The following is a 14,037-nucleotide window of genomic DNA, read 5'->3' as shown; positions in this document are numbered from 1 at the left end:
GAATGGTTTAATACCTTAAAAATTTATGGCAACCATATCGAAAATTAAAATAGTTGATGATCGGGAACTGAGGGCTGAAATTGATCACCTTTACGAGAAAACAGATCAGGTGGCTTTAGCAAAGTGGGCAATCAGCTGTGCCAAAAATGTATTAACCTTTGTGCCGGACGAAAATATAAATTTATCCATTATTGAAACCGGATTCGAAATAAATAAACGTTGGCAAGCGGGAAAAGCAAGTGTTCATGAGGTTAGACAGGCTGGTTTCAAAATTCATGCGCTTGCCCGCACAAGTAGCACAGCAGTAATGACAAATGCGATTAGAACTGCTGGTCAGGCAGTAGCTGTTGGGCACATGAGAGAACATGCTATGGTATGCGCTGATTATGCCATTAAAACCATTGGCCTGGCTTTCCAAAATGATTTAAACCGGATAAAAGCCGAACGTACCTGGCAATTGGAAACGTTAAAGCATGTTTTAGCTGAAGCTTAAATCAGGTATTATCCAAAATTTTTTAAAAAATTAAAATCCACACTGACATAGGGTTGTCACTGAGGCTGCTAAATTTGTCCCATCATTTAAAATAATTTAAGGGCAATCTGTTTCATCAAAATTATTTTATTGATTGCGAAATGGTAGAAAACAAAGGAAAAGATATAGAAACTTTTTGCCCGGGCAGCATTAATGAATGGCGGAACTGGTTAGTTGAGCATCATGAGCTTAAATCGTCGGTTTGGCTTGTTTATAGCAAGAAAGGCACGGGTTTGCCAAGCATTACCTGGAGTGAAGCTGTAGATGAGGCCCTTTGTTTCGGCTGGATAGACAGTACAAAAAAAACGATAGATGAGAAGACGTTTATGCAGTTTTTCAGTAAACGGAAACCCAATAGCGTTTGGTCGAAAATTAATAAGGAAAAGGTAAAGCGACTATTGGCACAAGAACTGATGACCAAAGCAGGCTTAAAAGCCATTAAAAAAGCTAAACAAAACGGCTCATGGAAAGCTTTAGATGCAGCTGAAACACTTAAAATACCTAAAGATTTAGCTACAGAATTTAAAACCAGAAAAGACGCTAAGATTTTTTTTCTTGGCTTAAGTAAATCGGTTAAAAAATCCCTCCTGCAATGGATTGTGCTAGCCAAAAAAACAGAAACCCGGCAAAACAGAATTCTGGAACTCGTAAATTCTTCATCTGAAAACGTATTGCCAAAGCCATTTCGCCGCTAGCGTGCAAACCATCTAAATTACTGTTAATGTAAATACCTACATTTTAAAAATGGATATTACCAAAAGATTTGACCGGATACTACAGATATTTTTTCTGCTGCAATCAAAATCCGTAGTCACTACAGATGAATTACAAAAGCGGTTCGAAATCAGTTTAAGAACGATTTACAGGGATTTAAAAGCCCTGGAGATTGCCGGTATTCCGATCGTAAATGAATTAGGATCTGGTTATTCGATTATGGAAGGATTTAGGCTGCAACCATCGAGGTTTAGCCAGGAAGAAATTCTCAGTTTAATGGTTGCCGAAAAAGTGATGCAAAAACATGAAACCGACTTTGTTAAAAAACATTTCGAAGCCGCGCTGATCAAAATAAAAAGTTCGTTTCAGGTAAATCAAAAAAGAGATTTTCTACATTTAGAAGATACCGTACATCTTAAAAACGACTTAAAATCTAAAGATTATCTGCCCAATATTATTGATGTTTTACTCAATAGTACCTTAAAGAAAAAAATAACCCATATCAATTATCTCAAAAGTGGAGATATTCATGCGGTTAGCCGATCTGTTGAACCAATCGGTGTATTTTACGAACACAGTCTTTGGTATCTTTTAGCCTATTGCCATTTAAGGAAAGATTACCGCAATTTTAGATTAGACCGGATTAAAAAAGTTTCCATACTCGAAGAAAGTTTCACCATTACACACCCGCCAATTAATGAATTCAGGGATAAAGGCCTATCCGAAAATATGCTGAAAATCGAAATCAGGGTAGACCGGAAGTATGCGCATTTTTTATATTGGGAACGACAGATTTTCGGATTTACAGGCGAAGAAATTTCAGATGATTTTGTGGTCATGTACTTCGACTGTTCTCTTTCTGAAGTTTCTTTCGTGCGCTGGTTTGTTAAATTTGTTGATGTAGCCGAAATTATAGAACCAGCCCATTTGAATAATGAACTGGTTGAGATAATGGAATCTGGTTTAAAGAGATTAAAAAACAAAGAGGCTATATCATAAATATAGAATTGTCATCCTGAGCCTGTCGAAGGACTTATTTAAATACCTCGTAAGGTGTTTGACAGGCTCAACATGACAGTATCTGAGGTGAAATAGCCTTTATGATACAGCCTCTTGCTTTTTTTAATAACGGTCCCAGAAAAATGGAGGCTCAATACCTAAGGCCCTTAAATACACAAAACCCTGGCCGCGGTGGTGTATTTCGTTATCAATGAAATACAAGAGGTGGCTAATGATTGTAAACTCGTACTGCCCGAATAACTTAATGGTTTCTTGAAGCTGATCTTCGGAGATCTGGTTAAAGTATTCCACAATTTTTGGGGTATCCTCATCCCATTTTGTTAGGATCTCTTCCTTGGTATTCAGCGGAAGATCGTGACTAAATGGCGATGTTTCTCTGGTGACCATTTCTTTTAAACCAGGAACATCAATTGATAATAACTCTTTAATTAAGGCAGAAAAAGGCCTCATTCCACCGATCGAAAATTCGAATAATTCTTTTTCTGGAAATTTTTCAATGGTTTTTCTGGTTAGTTTTCTGTGGCCTAACCAATGCTGTAGTAATTCGTTTTTAGTAATCATAATTGCTGACATGATGTGATATTCATTTAATAAAACAAAGTTATATCCGCACTATGACAGCTGTTTGTCAGTCGAAAAACAACATGTTATTTTTTATTAAAATTTTTTGAATCGGGAAGCAGTATAGTCTTAAAAAGATCACAGGTTCACCAGATTTCCGCTTACTTATCCAGCACTACTGAAGCAGATGAATTTTGCATTTGGTTGATCTGTTCGCGGTACATATTGCCCCAGTCAGACATCGCATCCAGCATCGGTTTCATGGTACGGCCCAAATCAGTCAGGCGGTATTCTACCCTTGGTGGTACTTCCGGAAAAACAACACGTGTAATGATCTGGTCTTTCTCCAGTTCTCTTAACTGTGCCACTAACATCCGTTCTGATATGCCAATAATGTCTTTTTTAAGTTCGCCATAACGCATGGTGCCATAAGAAAGGCGACACAATATTGCAGGTTTCCACCTTCCGCCAATTACAGCCAGTGATGAAGACATGCCACAGCTGTCGATCATCATTTTTTCGTTCAAAGCATTAGTTGATGTTTCTTTTCTCATTTCTTACTTTTTTGTTAGTACCTAACAATTTGCTGCTTACCTGCAAATGTAAAGTATCTCTTTTACTTTAGCAGAAAAATTAAAAAATACACATGAAAAAATTAACAGATAAAATTGCGCTGGTAACAGGAGGAAGTCGTGGCATTGGCGCAGCGATTGTAAAAAGGTTAGCTGCAGAAGGTGCAAAAGTGATATTTACTTATGCCCATTCAGCTGAAAAAGCGTTGGCGGTAGTGGCTGAGGTTGAAGCTGCCGGTGGAGTTGCGGTTGCATTAAAAGCAAGCAGTACCATAGCCGGTGAAGTAACGGGTGCCGTGGCTAAAACCATCGCCGATTTTGGCCGTATCGATGTGCTGGTTAACAATGCCGGTATTTACATTGGCAAAGCATTTGAAGAACATACCCTTGAAGATTATAACGAAATTATGGCCGTTAATGTACAGGCGGTTTTTGTAGCTGCTTTGGCAGCTGTAAAAGCTATGCCCGAAGGTGGCCGCATCATTACCATTGGCAGCAACATGGGCGATAATGCTGTTGGTCCTGAAACCACATTGTATACCATGAGCAAATCGGCACTTCAGGGTTTTACACGCGGTTTAGCCCGCGACCTTGGTGCCAGAAAAATTACGGTAAACCTGGTTCAGCCCGGGCCAATTAATACGGATATGAATCCAGCTGATGCACCATTGGCCGATTTTCTGAGAACCCGTATGGCCTTGCCAGATTACGGTACAGTAGAAGATATTGCCTCATTTGTGAGCTTTATCGCAAGTGAAGAAGCGAGATACATTACCGGTTCGTTTTTAACAATCGACGGCGGATTGAATGCTTAATGCGATCTCCAATAAAACGGGACTTTGGTTGGGATAGCAAATCCCGGCCAAAGTTTTATCTGCTTAAATTAATCTTTTGCTCCAGTGTTTCGCGGTAGTTCCGCCCGATCGGGATCTGGTGAGTGCCGATCATGATCCTGTTGTGCTCTATCCGTTTAATTGCCTTATGGGCAACTAGAAAGGATTTGTGTACGCGAATAAAAAGCGGAGCAGGGAACATTTCTTGTACCATCTTTATCGAGCCTTTAATCACAATCCTTTCTATTGGTGTGTGAATAATAGCATAATCTTTTAAACCCTGGATATGCGTAATCTGATCGAAATAAAGTTTAATCCTTTTTATCCCGCTTTTAACAAAGATAAATCCGGGCTCGGGTGCATCCGTTTCCAATTTGTGATCTTGTAATTTAAGCGCAAGGAAATCTTTTACTTTATCCATTGCAGCCGAAAACCTGGGGAAGGAAATCGGTTTAAGTAAAAAGTCGATTACCCCAAGCTCAAATCCTTCAAAGGCATAGTTGCGGTAGGCAGTGGTAAAAATAGTAAGCGGCGGCTCTGATAAACGTTTTAGGAATTCAATTCCTGTCATTTCGGGCATTTCGATATCAAGCAACAATACATCGACCTTATTATTTTCCAGGTAATGTAAAGCTTCACCAGCATGGCTAAACAACGATACCGAATACAGATTTTCAGTTCTTTTCAGATAACCCTCCAATATTTCGAGGGCAAGAGGTTCATCATCTATAACAATAACGTTTAGCATGTTTTTTAATGGTTTAATCTACAGTTCAATGATCAATTTGACGCTGAAAATGTTGTTTTTATCTTCAATCTCCAGTTGATGTTGATTGGGGTAAAGTAGTTCGAGCCGGTTTCGCAAATTGATCAGGCCTATACCTCCATTCCTTTTGTCGCTTATTGAAGATGGTTTGGCATTTTCGATCAGGAAAGACAATATTGATCCTTTCAATCCGATATTTATCCTTAACCAGCTGCTTTCAGTTTGTTTGCTGAGTCCATGTTTAAAGGCATTTTCTACGAGTGGAAGGAGTAACAGTGGTGCAATCTCCTCTCCATTAAGGGTAGCATCGCTGTTCAGCACAATATTGGCCGCTCCACTAAACCTTAATCGCTCGAGTTCGATATAGTTATGAAGATAACTGATCTCTTTTTCTAACAATACCTTTTCGTCATTACTGTCGTACAACATATATTCCATCATCTCTGATAGTTTAAGTACAACATCCGGGGCAAGCTCCGATTTTTTAAGGGTTAGTGCATAGAGGTTATTCAATACATTAAACAGGAAATGTGGGTTGACCTGCGCACGGAGAAAGTTAAGCTCTGCGTTTAGTTTCTCTACGGTTATCTTCTGGATAATAAGCTGCTGGCCATACCAGTCGATACTTAGTTTTAGGGCGAGCATTAAACCCAGGTACCATAGTGTACTAAAAAAGTTGTATGATAAGCTCTCCATGAGGTGGCTGTTGCGCATGGGACCTACCACATAACCATATAAATAATAATCGAAAAGACTCTGAGCGGTTAAATACCCTATTACCGAAATGAGTACCCATCCAAAATAGGCGAAGTATCGTTTTTTAAGCAAAAATCTGGGTAAAAAGTAATGGAGATTAAGGTACGCGATGATCATCAGCAATACAATCCTACCACTTACGCAGGCCACAAAGTAGGGCATGCTGGCTTTATAGATGAGGTACTTTTTCTCATAAATAAAGAATCCTGTAATGAGCAACCAATACGCAACATGAATCAAAACATATTTTAATGAAACGCTGCGTTTAGAAAACGGCAGTTTAAGCGGTTTGTCCAGTGTGTCCATTTTTAGGTAATGATGAGTTGTTGGTACGGTTAATGCCGTTGATGATAAAGGAAACGAAAAGTATTTAGCCCGCAAAATTATATCGACAAACGACATAAATAGTAGATGAATATAATCATAAAAAGACTGATATCTATTATTCTGGTTGTTCGTCTATTATTTTTCTCTTGCCCTTCCCAATAACTTAATATTGTGTAGAAAGAATCAAATTTTTCACTAAAAACGTGTCACATGAAACAAATCAAATTCAATCAGGCGTTTATTAAGATGTTTGCGCTGATTACCCTGTGTTTTACCACCCTTGGTTTTACCGCTAAATTTGGGTTAGACAGTTACGAAATTTTCCTCAACAACAAACTCATTTTAAAGCAGGCTGTAAACCAGCCCCTGAGTTTAAGAATGCTTAAACTGGATGCGGCTAAAGAAAGCGATCAGTTGCGGATCAATTACAGGCATTGTACCGGAAAGGGTGTAGGTACCGATCGGATTATCTTTTTAAAAGATGATAAAGGAAATACGCTGAAAAAATGGGCTTTTGCCAATGCTACCGGTTCAGATCTGAATATGACGATAGCCGTAAAAGAACTGCTGCAATTGGAGAAGAAAAATGCCAACCGCGAATTGAGCCTCCAGTACACCGCCAGGGAGCTTCCTAAGGGCGAAACGCTGGCGATCCTAGACCTTTAAAATTATTTTAGCATTGTTAAATAGTAATGCGTTCAGGTTAAATTGCTGGGCGCATTTTTAGGTTAAGGCCTTATTGTTTGCTTTGCCACTTAATTAAATCATCTTGCTGTTAACCGCCCGAGAAAGCGCTTCAACCATATTACTCACTTCCAGCCGTTCAAAAATCCTTCGCCTGTAATATTTTACGGTATCGGGGGCAACAAATATTTTTTCGGCAATTTGATTAATGGTTAAGCCCTGGGCGTGCAGTTGCAAAATTTCGATTTCCCTTTGGCTTAGTTTTGGTTTCGCTGATTTCTGCCAGATTTTATTTTCGATATTGAGTTCCCACAGCTCATCGGTACCCTGTTTGTAAATACAGATATTACCCGCCTGCTGATGGTGCGAGATGGAGACAATACACATCGCTTTCCACAACTTCCCTTCACTGGTTAAAAATAAGGGGGTCAGTTTATGGTTAATCAGCGTGGATTTACCTTCCTGGTTTTTCAGATGAAAATCGTAAGTAATGCTATAGTGTTTTTTTTCTCCGCCAGGCAGTTTTGCGAAAAAATCGAATCCGGCTTCGTTAATCAGGCTCAATAAGGTGAGATCCTTTTCAGGAACATTTTTAAAATAAAATTCATAACCCAGACCCAATACTTCTTCGGGCGAATAACCACCTAAAAACAAGGGGTTTTCTGAAACATACTCAAATGCCATTTTTTCGTAATCGATCACATATACGCTTTCGTAGGTTAAACGCGCAAAAGCCTTTATCGCTTCCATGTAATTTTGCTGCTGGAGAAGGTCTTCGGCTGATACTTTTTCAACCTTATTCTTAGTCAGCAAAGCGGAGGTAATCGGATCTTTCATTTTGGGGATGGCTTAATCGCAAATTTACACTAAAGTGTAGCCTTTGAAAATATTTTTGTACTCACTTTTACAGCGAACATTTTTTGAACATGAAAAAATACCCCGAATTAAACCTTGTAGAACTAAACAAGCGTAAACTGGCTTTAAAGAGCGCTTTAATCGTGCTCGTCATATTGGGTTTGGTTTTCGTATTCACATTGGTTCTGCTCAAGGCAAAATTTTATTTTATTTATTCAGGTAATGGAGCGGTTTATCGCCTGGACAGGTATTTATTTCTTTAAAAATCAAATTATGCCACATACCAATCAATAGTTTTTTATGATACCCAATACCATGAACTGTAAAAATTGTAACCAAACCGTTAACACTAATTTTTGCGGCCATTGCGGTCAGCCCATGCAGATTAAAAGGGTAGATGCACATTATATCCTGCATGAAATTCAACATATCTTACATTTCGAAAAAGGAATATTGTTCACGGTAAAAGAACTGCTGATCAGGCCCGGACTAAACATCAGAACATTCATTGCCGATAACCGGAGCCGATTGGTGAAACCTGTTATATTTATCATTGTCTGCTCGTTAATTTATACGGTAATTAGTCATTTCTTCCATATTGAAGAAGGTTATGTTGAATTTAAAGAGGTAAAAAAAACAAGTATTGGTTTAATTTACGATTGGGTGCAGGGCCATTATGGTTATGCCAATATTTTAATGGGTGTTTGTATTTCCCTGTGGTTAAAACTGTTTTTTAAAAAATATAACTACAACTTTTTCGAAATATTAATCCTCCTGTGTTTTGTAATGGGCATTGGCATGTTAATCATTTCTGTTTTTGCCATTGCCGAAGGACTTAGCAAAATCAGTTTAATGAAAGTTTCGGGTATTACCGCGGCAGCCTACAGTACCTGGGCCATTGCACAGTTTTTTAACGGGAAAAAAGTAGTAAACTATGTAAAGGCAATGATTGCTTACTGCCTGGGCATGTTCATATTTGGAATTTTGTTAGTGCTTTTGGGCGTTTCAATCGATCTGTTGATCAGACATTAAACGCTCGTAAAATTTCCATATTTTAGCACAACCGAAACAAAGAATATGCTGAAACTAAGGAGGCTGAAAAGTATAACGGCCCGAAAACTAACCAAATTGCCGACGGGCAGCACCAATACATTTTATAAAGCCATTATTTTGCTGTTTGCATTCATTTTAACTGTTGGATGTACCGAAACCTTCGCCCAGCAAATGCCGGTTTGGAAAAGCAGCCAGGATCATTTAAGCACGGTTGATTGGCTGGTGCATGGAGAAGGCCACGTTGCAGCTGTTTTTAAAAGTGCAGATCAAAAAGACCTTATTTTAAGCAATGGGCTCCTTAAACGGGTATTCCGGTTATCGCCAAATGTGGCCTGTACCGATCTTCGTAATCTGAGTACCGGCGAGCAGTTACTCCGGTCAGTTAAGCCCGAAGCCCAGGTAAGCATTAATGGTAAAAAATACAATATCGGCGGTTTATATGGCCAGAAAGAGAATGCCTACATCACCACGGGCATGCTTGGAAGTTTGAGAGCCAGTGAAGGTGATTTTCAGTTCCAGGATTATAAAATCATGGCATTGCCCCAGTTTATCAAATGGAAACCGGGCTCCATGTGGACGGCCAATCAGAAAAATCCAACAGGCAAAACACTAACTTTTACCTATAAAAGTGCAGATGCTAAACTAAACGGTGTGCTGGTTAAGGTAAATTATGCGTTGTATGACGGAATTCCGCTGATGACCAAATGGGTTACCGTAGAGAATAAAACGAATGCTGCTATTAAGGTTGAACAGGTGGTAAATGAAATCCTGGGCGTGGTGGAAGAGGAAAGCGCTGTTGTGGGCAGTACCGATAAAATGAAAACGCCACATGGTATTTATATTGAGAGTAATTTTGCTTTTAACAATGCCATGAAGTACAGTTTAAGTGATCAGAGCACACATTGGAAAGCCGATAGCCTTTATACCTCGCAGGTGAATTACGATAAAACCACCCCTTGTTTATTGGAAGTATACCCAGATAAAGGGGTGAATGTTGAACTGGCTGCTGGTGAAGTATTCAGTTCTATCCGCAGCAATGAACTTTTAATGGATGGTTACGATCGGGAAAGACGAGGTTTAGCCATTCGTAAAATGTATAGAATGATTGCACCATGGACAACTCAAAATCCAATATTTATGCACCTGGTGAGCAAAAACGATCAGCAGGTAAAGAGCGCCATTGATCAGTGTGCGGCAACCGGATACGAAGCGCTGATTTTAAGTTTTGGAAGCCACCTGAATATGGAAGATTCTACTGCGGCTAATATCCAAAAGTGGAAAAACCTGACCGAATATGCCCATGCTAAAAATATAAAGATTGGCGGTTATTCGCTTTTTAGTTCCCGGAGAATTAGTGATGAAGATGATGTGATTAGTCCGCTGACGGGAAAACCCGGAGGTGCCTTTTTTGGTCATGCACCATGTTTTGGCAGTAAATGGGGTTTGAGCTACCGCGATAAAATCAAATACTTTTTTCAAAGAACAGGATTCGATATCTGGGAAAATGACGGGCCTTACCCTGGTGATGTATGTGCTTCGACCACGCATCCGGGACACAAAGGGCTGGCCGATAGCCAATGGACGCAAATGGAAATCCAAAAAGAACTTTACCACTGGTTAAGCGAAAGGGGAATTTACATCAATGCACCAGACTGGTACTTTTTAGACGGTACCAATAAAATTGCAATTGGCTATCGTGAGGTGAACTTTTCGTTGCCAAGGGCTAACCAGATGATCCTGAACCGACAGAATATTTTTGACGGGACCTGGGAGAAAACACCAAGTATGGGCTGGGGTTTTGTGCCACTAACTGCTTATCAGGGAGGAGGAGCTGAAGCCGTGCTCGAGCCACTCGCCGATCACCTGAAAGACTATAAACAATTGATGATGCAATATTATGGGGCAGGGGTGCAGGCCTGTTATCGTGGGCCTCGTTTGTATGATACCGAAGCCACCAAAGAAACCGTAAAAGGTGTAATCAATTGGTACAAACAATACCGCGAAATTCTCAATAGCGACATTATCCACTTACGCAGGGCCGATGGCCGAGACTGGGATGGCATTTTGCATGTAAGCCCAAGTCTGAAAACAAAGGGGTTGTTAATGCTTTATAATCCTTTAGATCAGGATATCGAAAGGGTAATATCGGTTCCTTTGTATTATGCAGGTTTAACCCGTAATGTGCTTGTAACCGATGAAGCCGGAAAGAAAACAAGCCATGTGGTAGATGCGGCAAATAAAATTCAACTTAAAATCAAAATCAAGGCAGAAGGCTATACCTGGCTTAAGATGGAGTAGGATTGTTGAAATATCCCAAAGAAAATGAGGATGTATCACAAAGGTGATTTTACCTCAAATGCTGTCATGTTGAGCTTCCCGAAGAATCGGGACAAGTAGTCGAAACACTTTAAAACGTATTTAAGCTAGCTTGCATTGACAGATCCTTAGAGAAAGGTCGTCATTGCGATAAACGAAGCAATCTTAATGCGTACGATGGTAGCGATCGTTGTAAGATTGCTTCCCCGAAAGGTTCTATCGTATGTACCCATCTTTTGATTTGGGTTTTTTATGCATTTTGCTAACCAACGTTAATAAAGTTTAGGCTTTGCCGAAGAACTTCGTCAATCCCAAGTGGCAGAAAAATCAAAAAAACAGTTGCAGAATAGAACAAATAGCACTACCAAACCTTAAGCGCAGTGGTTTTGTGTTCCATAATCATGATTCCCAGCCTATTAAGGTCTTGAACACAAAACGAAGTGCCGCTGTTTTTTTGATGAGCCTGGGGCAGTGAGAAGCCACCTTGCCGGATTGACAAAGCGCTTTGGGTACTTTGGCGCTCCAAAGTACCATGCCCCCGCGGCAGAGAGCGGAAAAAATAATATTTGTAACTAATTATGGTACAACCTCGTTAATCAAAATGCTGATTTTTTATACAAACCATTGTGCCATTGCTTTTTGCAGCTCGCTGTAATCAATATCATGCTCAGTAGCCCAGGCAACAATCCCGTCGGGGCGGATCAATACCGCGCAAAGGCCCAGTTGATTTTTTGCAGTTGCCGAAATATAATCGATCTGGTCGTTGTATTCATTAACCAACTTTTTGAGTGAAGTATTTTGGTCAAAATCGAGCAATATGCCCCGGCCACTGTGCATCAATTCACCAATGGTTCTCCCATCTTCAAATTCAAAATTAGGAACACTGCATCCAACCAGTGGATGCTTCCCATCGAGATTAATTTGGGTAGAAACGCCCCAAACCCTGCCCGCAAAATAGGTGGCACCATCAATGGTATTGATCAGGTCAGTAATAATGGCATGTAAAGCGCGGGCATTAGGTTCAGGTTTCATAATGGCTGCCTGGGCGCGCGACCAATCGAGTACCTGCGCACCAATGGGATGCCGTTCTGTACCATAACTATCCAGTAAACCTTCAGGCGCTTTTCCGTGGATAGTGGCTGCGAGCTTCCAGCCCAGGTTCATGGCATCGCCCAAACCCAGGTTAAGCCCTTGTCCGCCTAAAGGCGCGTGAATGTGCGCAGCATCGCCGGCTAAAAGTATGCGTCCGTTACGGTAGCTTGTGGCTTGCCTTGCCCGGTCGGTCCAGGTGCTGGCAATATGGAGCTTACTGATGGTGACATCGGTGTTTGAAACACGGCGCAGTACCTCTTGCAAATGTTCGCGCGTAATGGCCTTGGCCGAACCATGAAATGCACCGCCATCAAAATCCTGTATGGCCAGGTAACCCGGCTGCGATTGCATGTACATGCCTGTTGGCGTTACGTTTCGTCCGGGTTTAAGCAACTCTGGATTGGCGAGGTCTATTTTAGCTGAGTAACCGGTAAATTCGGGTTCAGTACCCGCGAATTCAAAACCGCCAGTCTTACGCACCACGCTTCGGCTTCCGTCGCAACCCACAAGCCATTTACTTTCGAAAGATTGACCAGCAGTTTGTACCGTTACACCTTCGCTGCTTTGATGGAAGCCTGTAACGGCAAAACCTCGTTTAATTTCAACGCCCAGGGTTTCTGCACGCAGGGAAAGTATGGTTTCCAGCTCCTCCATTTCCGTAATTAAACTGGTAGGTGTAGAACCTGGCAGGCGATATTTCCATTGTGTGCTATCAATATCGCCATCGTGAAATGGAATGCCAGCGAAATGCCCTGCCTGTCGGCGGGGTCCCTGAACGGCATTTTGATGTGGGTTTTTAAGGTGTTGATGTATTTTAAGTTCTTGCAGCAAACCACGGCGATAAAGTGCTTCAATGGTTGGCGCCGATAAACCCCGGATGCCAAAGGGAAGCTGTTTTAAAGGTGAGTGCGCCTCCACTGCCTTTTCGATTATCAGTACCGAACATTTGGCTAAAGCCAGTTCGCAGGCCAGGAACAAACCTACAGGACCAGCGCCTGAAATAATAACATCGTAAAAGGCATCTGGGCGTTCGAGAATTTTATTTGAATGTGTAGTGTTCATATCGTATGATTAAAACACAAAATTCTGGAATGCCCGGGTATTAGGCTTGTATAAACGCGACAATCGCTAGATGAGGTTAGGATGAGAGGTTAAGCATACCATTGCTTAATATCTGTTTGCCTTTTTTGGCTTTCCGGGCGAATGCTGCGGGGCTGGTGCCGCTGTAACGTTTAAATTCTCTGCTGAGGTGGGGTTGATCGGCATAACCAAACTCATGTGCCAAACTGGCGAGACTGGCATCCGGATCAAGCCACAATTGATTACGCACCTGTTCAAAACGCATCAGGCCGGATACATCTTTCACGGTATGGCCGGAAGATCGTTTAAAGTTTCTTTCCAGTGTACGTACGGTTACATGGGCTGCGGCTGCAACCTCGCTCACGGGTATGGTGCCTTTTGCTTCCTGCATCGCCATCCCGGCTTTGAATAACATGCTGTTGGGAGCAAGCTGCGCCCTGGCCTGTAAGAAATACGATTTAACCTTTGCCACAGCTTCATCTATCTGGCCGGCAATAACAAATGCATTCAGCTCAGCCTGAAGCCTGGCGATGGGGTGTTCGAACAGATGTAAGTCATGTTTTTCGGATGGGAGATCGAGTAAATCGAACACCGTCCATGGAAAACACCTGATCGCAATGATTTCAAAACGGTTTTTCGTGTAAAATATGGCCGGCTGATTAAGTAAACCCATCATAAAAGGGGAGGGTAAAGGCTGCAATTCTCCGTTAACCGAAATGCTACATCCGCCGCCAAAATGAAAAATAATTTCTGCATAACCATCAGGTATAACTTCAAAACCCGATAGTTGCGCTCCAGATACTCTTCTGTTGTACCAAAAGCATTTTATCGTGTCCTGCAGTTCCTCAGGAGCTTCGAATTCTTGATGATGCATTT

The 14,037-nt window shown here is 41.2% G+C and carries 15 protein-coding genes; 8 read left to right on the top strand and 7 right to left on the bottom strand.

Annotated features, from left to right (window positions below; translation table 11 throughout):
- Positions 1-25 precede the first annotated feature (25 nt).
- The 3 genes from AC07YT_RS14650 (at position 26) to AC07YT_RS14640 (ending at position 2,245) form a co-directional block, all read left to right on the top strand.
- Positions 26-493, top strand: coding sequence for a putative immunity protein (locus tag AC07YT_RS14650; RefSeq protein ID WP_086544702.1), 468 nt, complete (start codon positions 26-28; stop codon positions 491-493).
- Positions 494-633: 140 nt separating this feature from the next.
- Positions 634-1,227: a YdeI/OmpD-associated family protein gene (locus AC07YT_RS14645; protein ID WP_086544703.1), complete on the top strand. Its 594-nt coding sequence runs from the start codon at positions 634-636 to the stop codon at positions 1,225-1,227.
- A gap of 49 nt (positions 1,228-1,276) precedes the next feature.
- On the top strand, positions 1,277-2,245 hold the full coding sequence (locus AC07YT_RS14640; RefSeq protein ID WP_086544704.1) for a helix-turn-helix transcriptional regulator: 969 nt from the start codon (positions 1,277-1,279) through the stop codon (positions 2,243-2,245).
- Positions 2,246-2,368: 123 nt separating this feature from the next.
- On the opposite strand, the gene AC07YT_RS14635 is transcribed toward AC07YT_RS14640, so the two are convergent.
- Positions 2,369-2,827 carry a DinB family protein gene (locus AC07YT_RS14635; protein ID WP_494945380.1) on the bottom strand — a complete coding sequence of 153 codons (459 nt, stop codon included), beginning with the start codon at positions 2,825-2,827 and terminating at the stop codon, positions 2,369-2,371.
- A gap of 161 nt (positions 2,828-2,988) precedes the next feature.
- A complete protein-coding gene (locus AC07YT_RS14630) occupies positions 2,989-3,381 on the bottom strand; it encodes a winged helix-turn-helix transcriptional regulator (protein ID WP_086544706.1) in 393 nt (130 codons plus the stop codon).
- A gap of 92 nt (positions 3,382-3,473) precedes the next feature.
- Here AC07YT_RS14630 and AC07YT_RS14625 point away from each other — a divergent pair, with 92 nt between their 5' ends.
- A complete protein-coding gene (locus AC07YT_RS14625) occupies positions 3,474-4,214 on the top strand; it encodes an SDR family NAD(P)-dependent oxidoreductase (protein ID WP_086544707.1) in 741 nt (246 codons plus the stop codon).
- 55 nt (positions 4,215-4,269) lie between these two features.
- On the opposite strand, the gene AC07YT_RS14620 is transcribed toward AC07YT_RS14625, so the two are convergent.
- Positions 4,270-4,980, bottom strand: coding sequence for a LytR/AlgR family response regulator transcription factor (locus AC07YT_RS14620; protein ID WP_086544708.1), 711 nt, complete (start codon positions 4,978-4,980; stop codon positions 4,270-4,272).
- Between the two features lie 18 nt (positions 4,981-4,998).
- On the bottom strand, positions 4,999-6,060 hold the full coding sequence (locus AC07YT_RS14615; RefSeq protein WP_086549207.1) for a sensor histidine kinase: 1,062 nt from the start codon (positions 6,058-6,060) through the stop codon (positions 4,999-5,001).
- A gap of 231 nt (positions 6,061-6,291) precedes the next feature.
- Between AC07YT_RS14615 and AC07YT_RS14610 the strand changes: the two genes are divergently transcribed.
- Positions 6,292-6,747, top strand: coding sequence for a hypothetical protein (locus tag AC07YT_RS14610; protein ID WP_086544709.1), 456 nt, complete (start codon positions 6,292-6,294; stop codon positions 6,745-6,747).
- Between the two features lie 93 nt (positions 6,748-6,840).
- Here the strand turns inward: AC07YT_RS14610 and AC07YT_RS14605 are convergent, their stop codons facing one another.
- Complete coding sequence (locus AC07YT_RS14605; RefSeq protein ID WP_086544710.1) at positions 6,841-7,602, bottom strand: response regulator transcription factor; 762 nt, start codon at positions 7,600-7,602, stop codon at positions 6,841-6,843.
- A gap of 89 nt (positions 7,603-7,691) precedes the next feature.
- Here AC07YT_RS14605 and AC07YT_RS14600 point away from each other — a divergent pair, with 89 nt between their 5' ends.
- From AC07YT_RS14600 to AC07YT_RS14590, 3 genes are read left to right on the top strand one after another with little or no spacing between them, the layout of a single operon-like run.
- On the top strand, positions 7,692-7,883 hold the full coding sequence (locus tag AC07YT_RS14600; RefSeq protein ID WP_086544711.1) for a hypothetical protein: 192 nt from the start codon (positions 7,692-7,694) through the stop codon (positions 7,881-7,883).
- A 52-nt stretch (positions 7,884-7,935) separates the two neighbouring features.
- Positions 7,936-8,652: a DUF3667 domain-containing protein gene (locus AC07YT_RS14595; protein WP_086544712.1), complete on the top strand. Its 717-nt coding sequence runs from the start codon at positions 7,936-7,938 to the stop codon at positions 8,650-8,652.
- 45 nt (positions 8,653-8,697) lie between these two features.
- Complete coding sequence (locus AC07YT_RS14590) at positions 8,698-10,971, top strand: alpha-galactosidase (protein ID WP_494945379.1); 2,274 nt, start codon at positions 8,698-8,700, stop codon at positions 10,969-10,971.
- 630 nt (positions 10,972-11,601) lie between these two features.
- Here AC07YT_RS14590 and AC07YT_RS14585 read toward each other — a convergent pair.
- Positions 11,602-13,143: an FAD-dependent monooxygenase gene (locus tag AC07YT_RS14585; protein WP_086544713.1), complete on the bottom strand. Its 1,542-nt coding sequence runs from the start codon at positions 13,141-13,143 to the stop codon at positions 11,602-11,604.
- A 76-nt stretch (positions 13,144-13,219) separates the two neighbouring features.
- Complete coding sequence (locus AC07YT_RS14580) at positions 13,220-14,035, bottom strand: helix-turn-helix domain-containing protein (protein ID WP_086549209.1); 816 nt, start codon at positions 14,033-14,035, stop codon at positions 13,220-13,222.
- Between the last annotated feature and the right edge of the window lie 2 nt (positions 14,036-14,037).

The organism is Pedobacter sp. GW460-11-11-14-TSB4 (genome assembly GCF_059423705.1).
Note: the sequence above shows the minus strand (reverse complement) of the source record. Positions and strands in the feature narration are given on the sequence as shown.

Bases quoted from the DNA above. Each gene is read 5' to 3' on its own strand.
- AC07YT_RS14595 (WP_086544712.1), top strand. From the start codon at position 7,936: ATGAACTGTAAAAATTGTAACCAAACCGTTAACACTAATTTTTGCGGC.
- AC07YT_RS14640 (WP_086544704.1), top strand. From the start codon at position 1,277: ATGGATATTACCAAAAGATTTGACCGGATACTACAGATATTTTTTCTG.
- AC07YT_RS14630 (WP_086544706.1), bottom strand. From the start codon at position 3,381: ATGAGAAAAGAAACATCAACTAATGCTTTGAACGAAAAAATGATGATC.
- AC07YT_RS14615 (WP_086549207.1), bottom strand. From the start codon at position 6,060: ATGGACACACTGGACAAACCGCTTAAACTGCCGTTTTCTAAACGCAGC.
- AC07YT_RS14645 (WP_086544703.1), top strand. From the start codon at position 634: ATGGTAGAAAACAAAGGAAAAGATATAGAAACTTTTTGCCCGGGCAGC.
- AC07YT_RS14620 (WP_086544708.1), bottom strand. From the start codon at position 4,980: ATGCTAAACGTTATTGTTATAGATGATGAACCTCTTGCCCTCGAAATA.
- AC07YT_RS14590 (WP_494945379.1), top strand. From the start codon at position 8,698: ATGCTGAAACTAAGGAGGCTGAAAAGTATAACGGCCCGAAAACTAACC.
- AC07YT_RS14625 (WP_086544707.1), top strand. From the start codon at position 3,474: ATGAAAAAATTAACAGATAAAATTGCGCTGGTAACAGGAGGAAGTCGT.
- AC07YT_RS14585 (WP_086544713.1), bottom strand. From the start codon at position 13,143: ATGAACACTACACATTCAAATAAAATTCTCGAACGCCCAGATGCCTTT.
- AC07YT_RS14610 (WP_086544709.1), top strand. From the start codon at position 6,292: ATGAAACAAATCAAATTCAATCAGGCGTTTATTAAGATGTTTGCGCTG.
- AC07YT_RS14600 (WP_086544711.1), top strand. From the start codon at position 7,692: ATGAAAAAATACCCCGAATTAAACCTTGTAGAACTAAACAAGCGTAAA.
- AC07YT_RS14605 (WP_086544710.1), bottom strand. From the start codon at position 7,602: ATGAAAGATCCGATTACCTCCGCTTTGCTGACTAAGAATAAGGTTGAA.
- AC07YT_RS14650 (WP_086544702.1), top strand. From the start codon at position 26: ATGGCAACCATATCGAAAATTAAAATAGTTGATGATCGGGAACTGAGG.
- AC07YT_RS14580 (WP_086549209.1), bottom strand. From the start codon at position 14,035: ATGCATCATCAAGAATTCGAAGCTCCTGAGGAACTGCAGGACACGATA.
- AC07YT_RS14635 (WP_494945380.1), bottom strand. From the start codon at position 2,827: ATGATTACTAAAAACGAATTACTACAGCATTGGTTAGGCCACAGAAAA.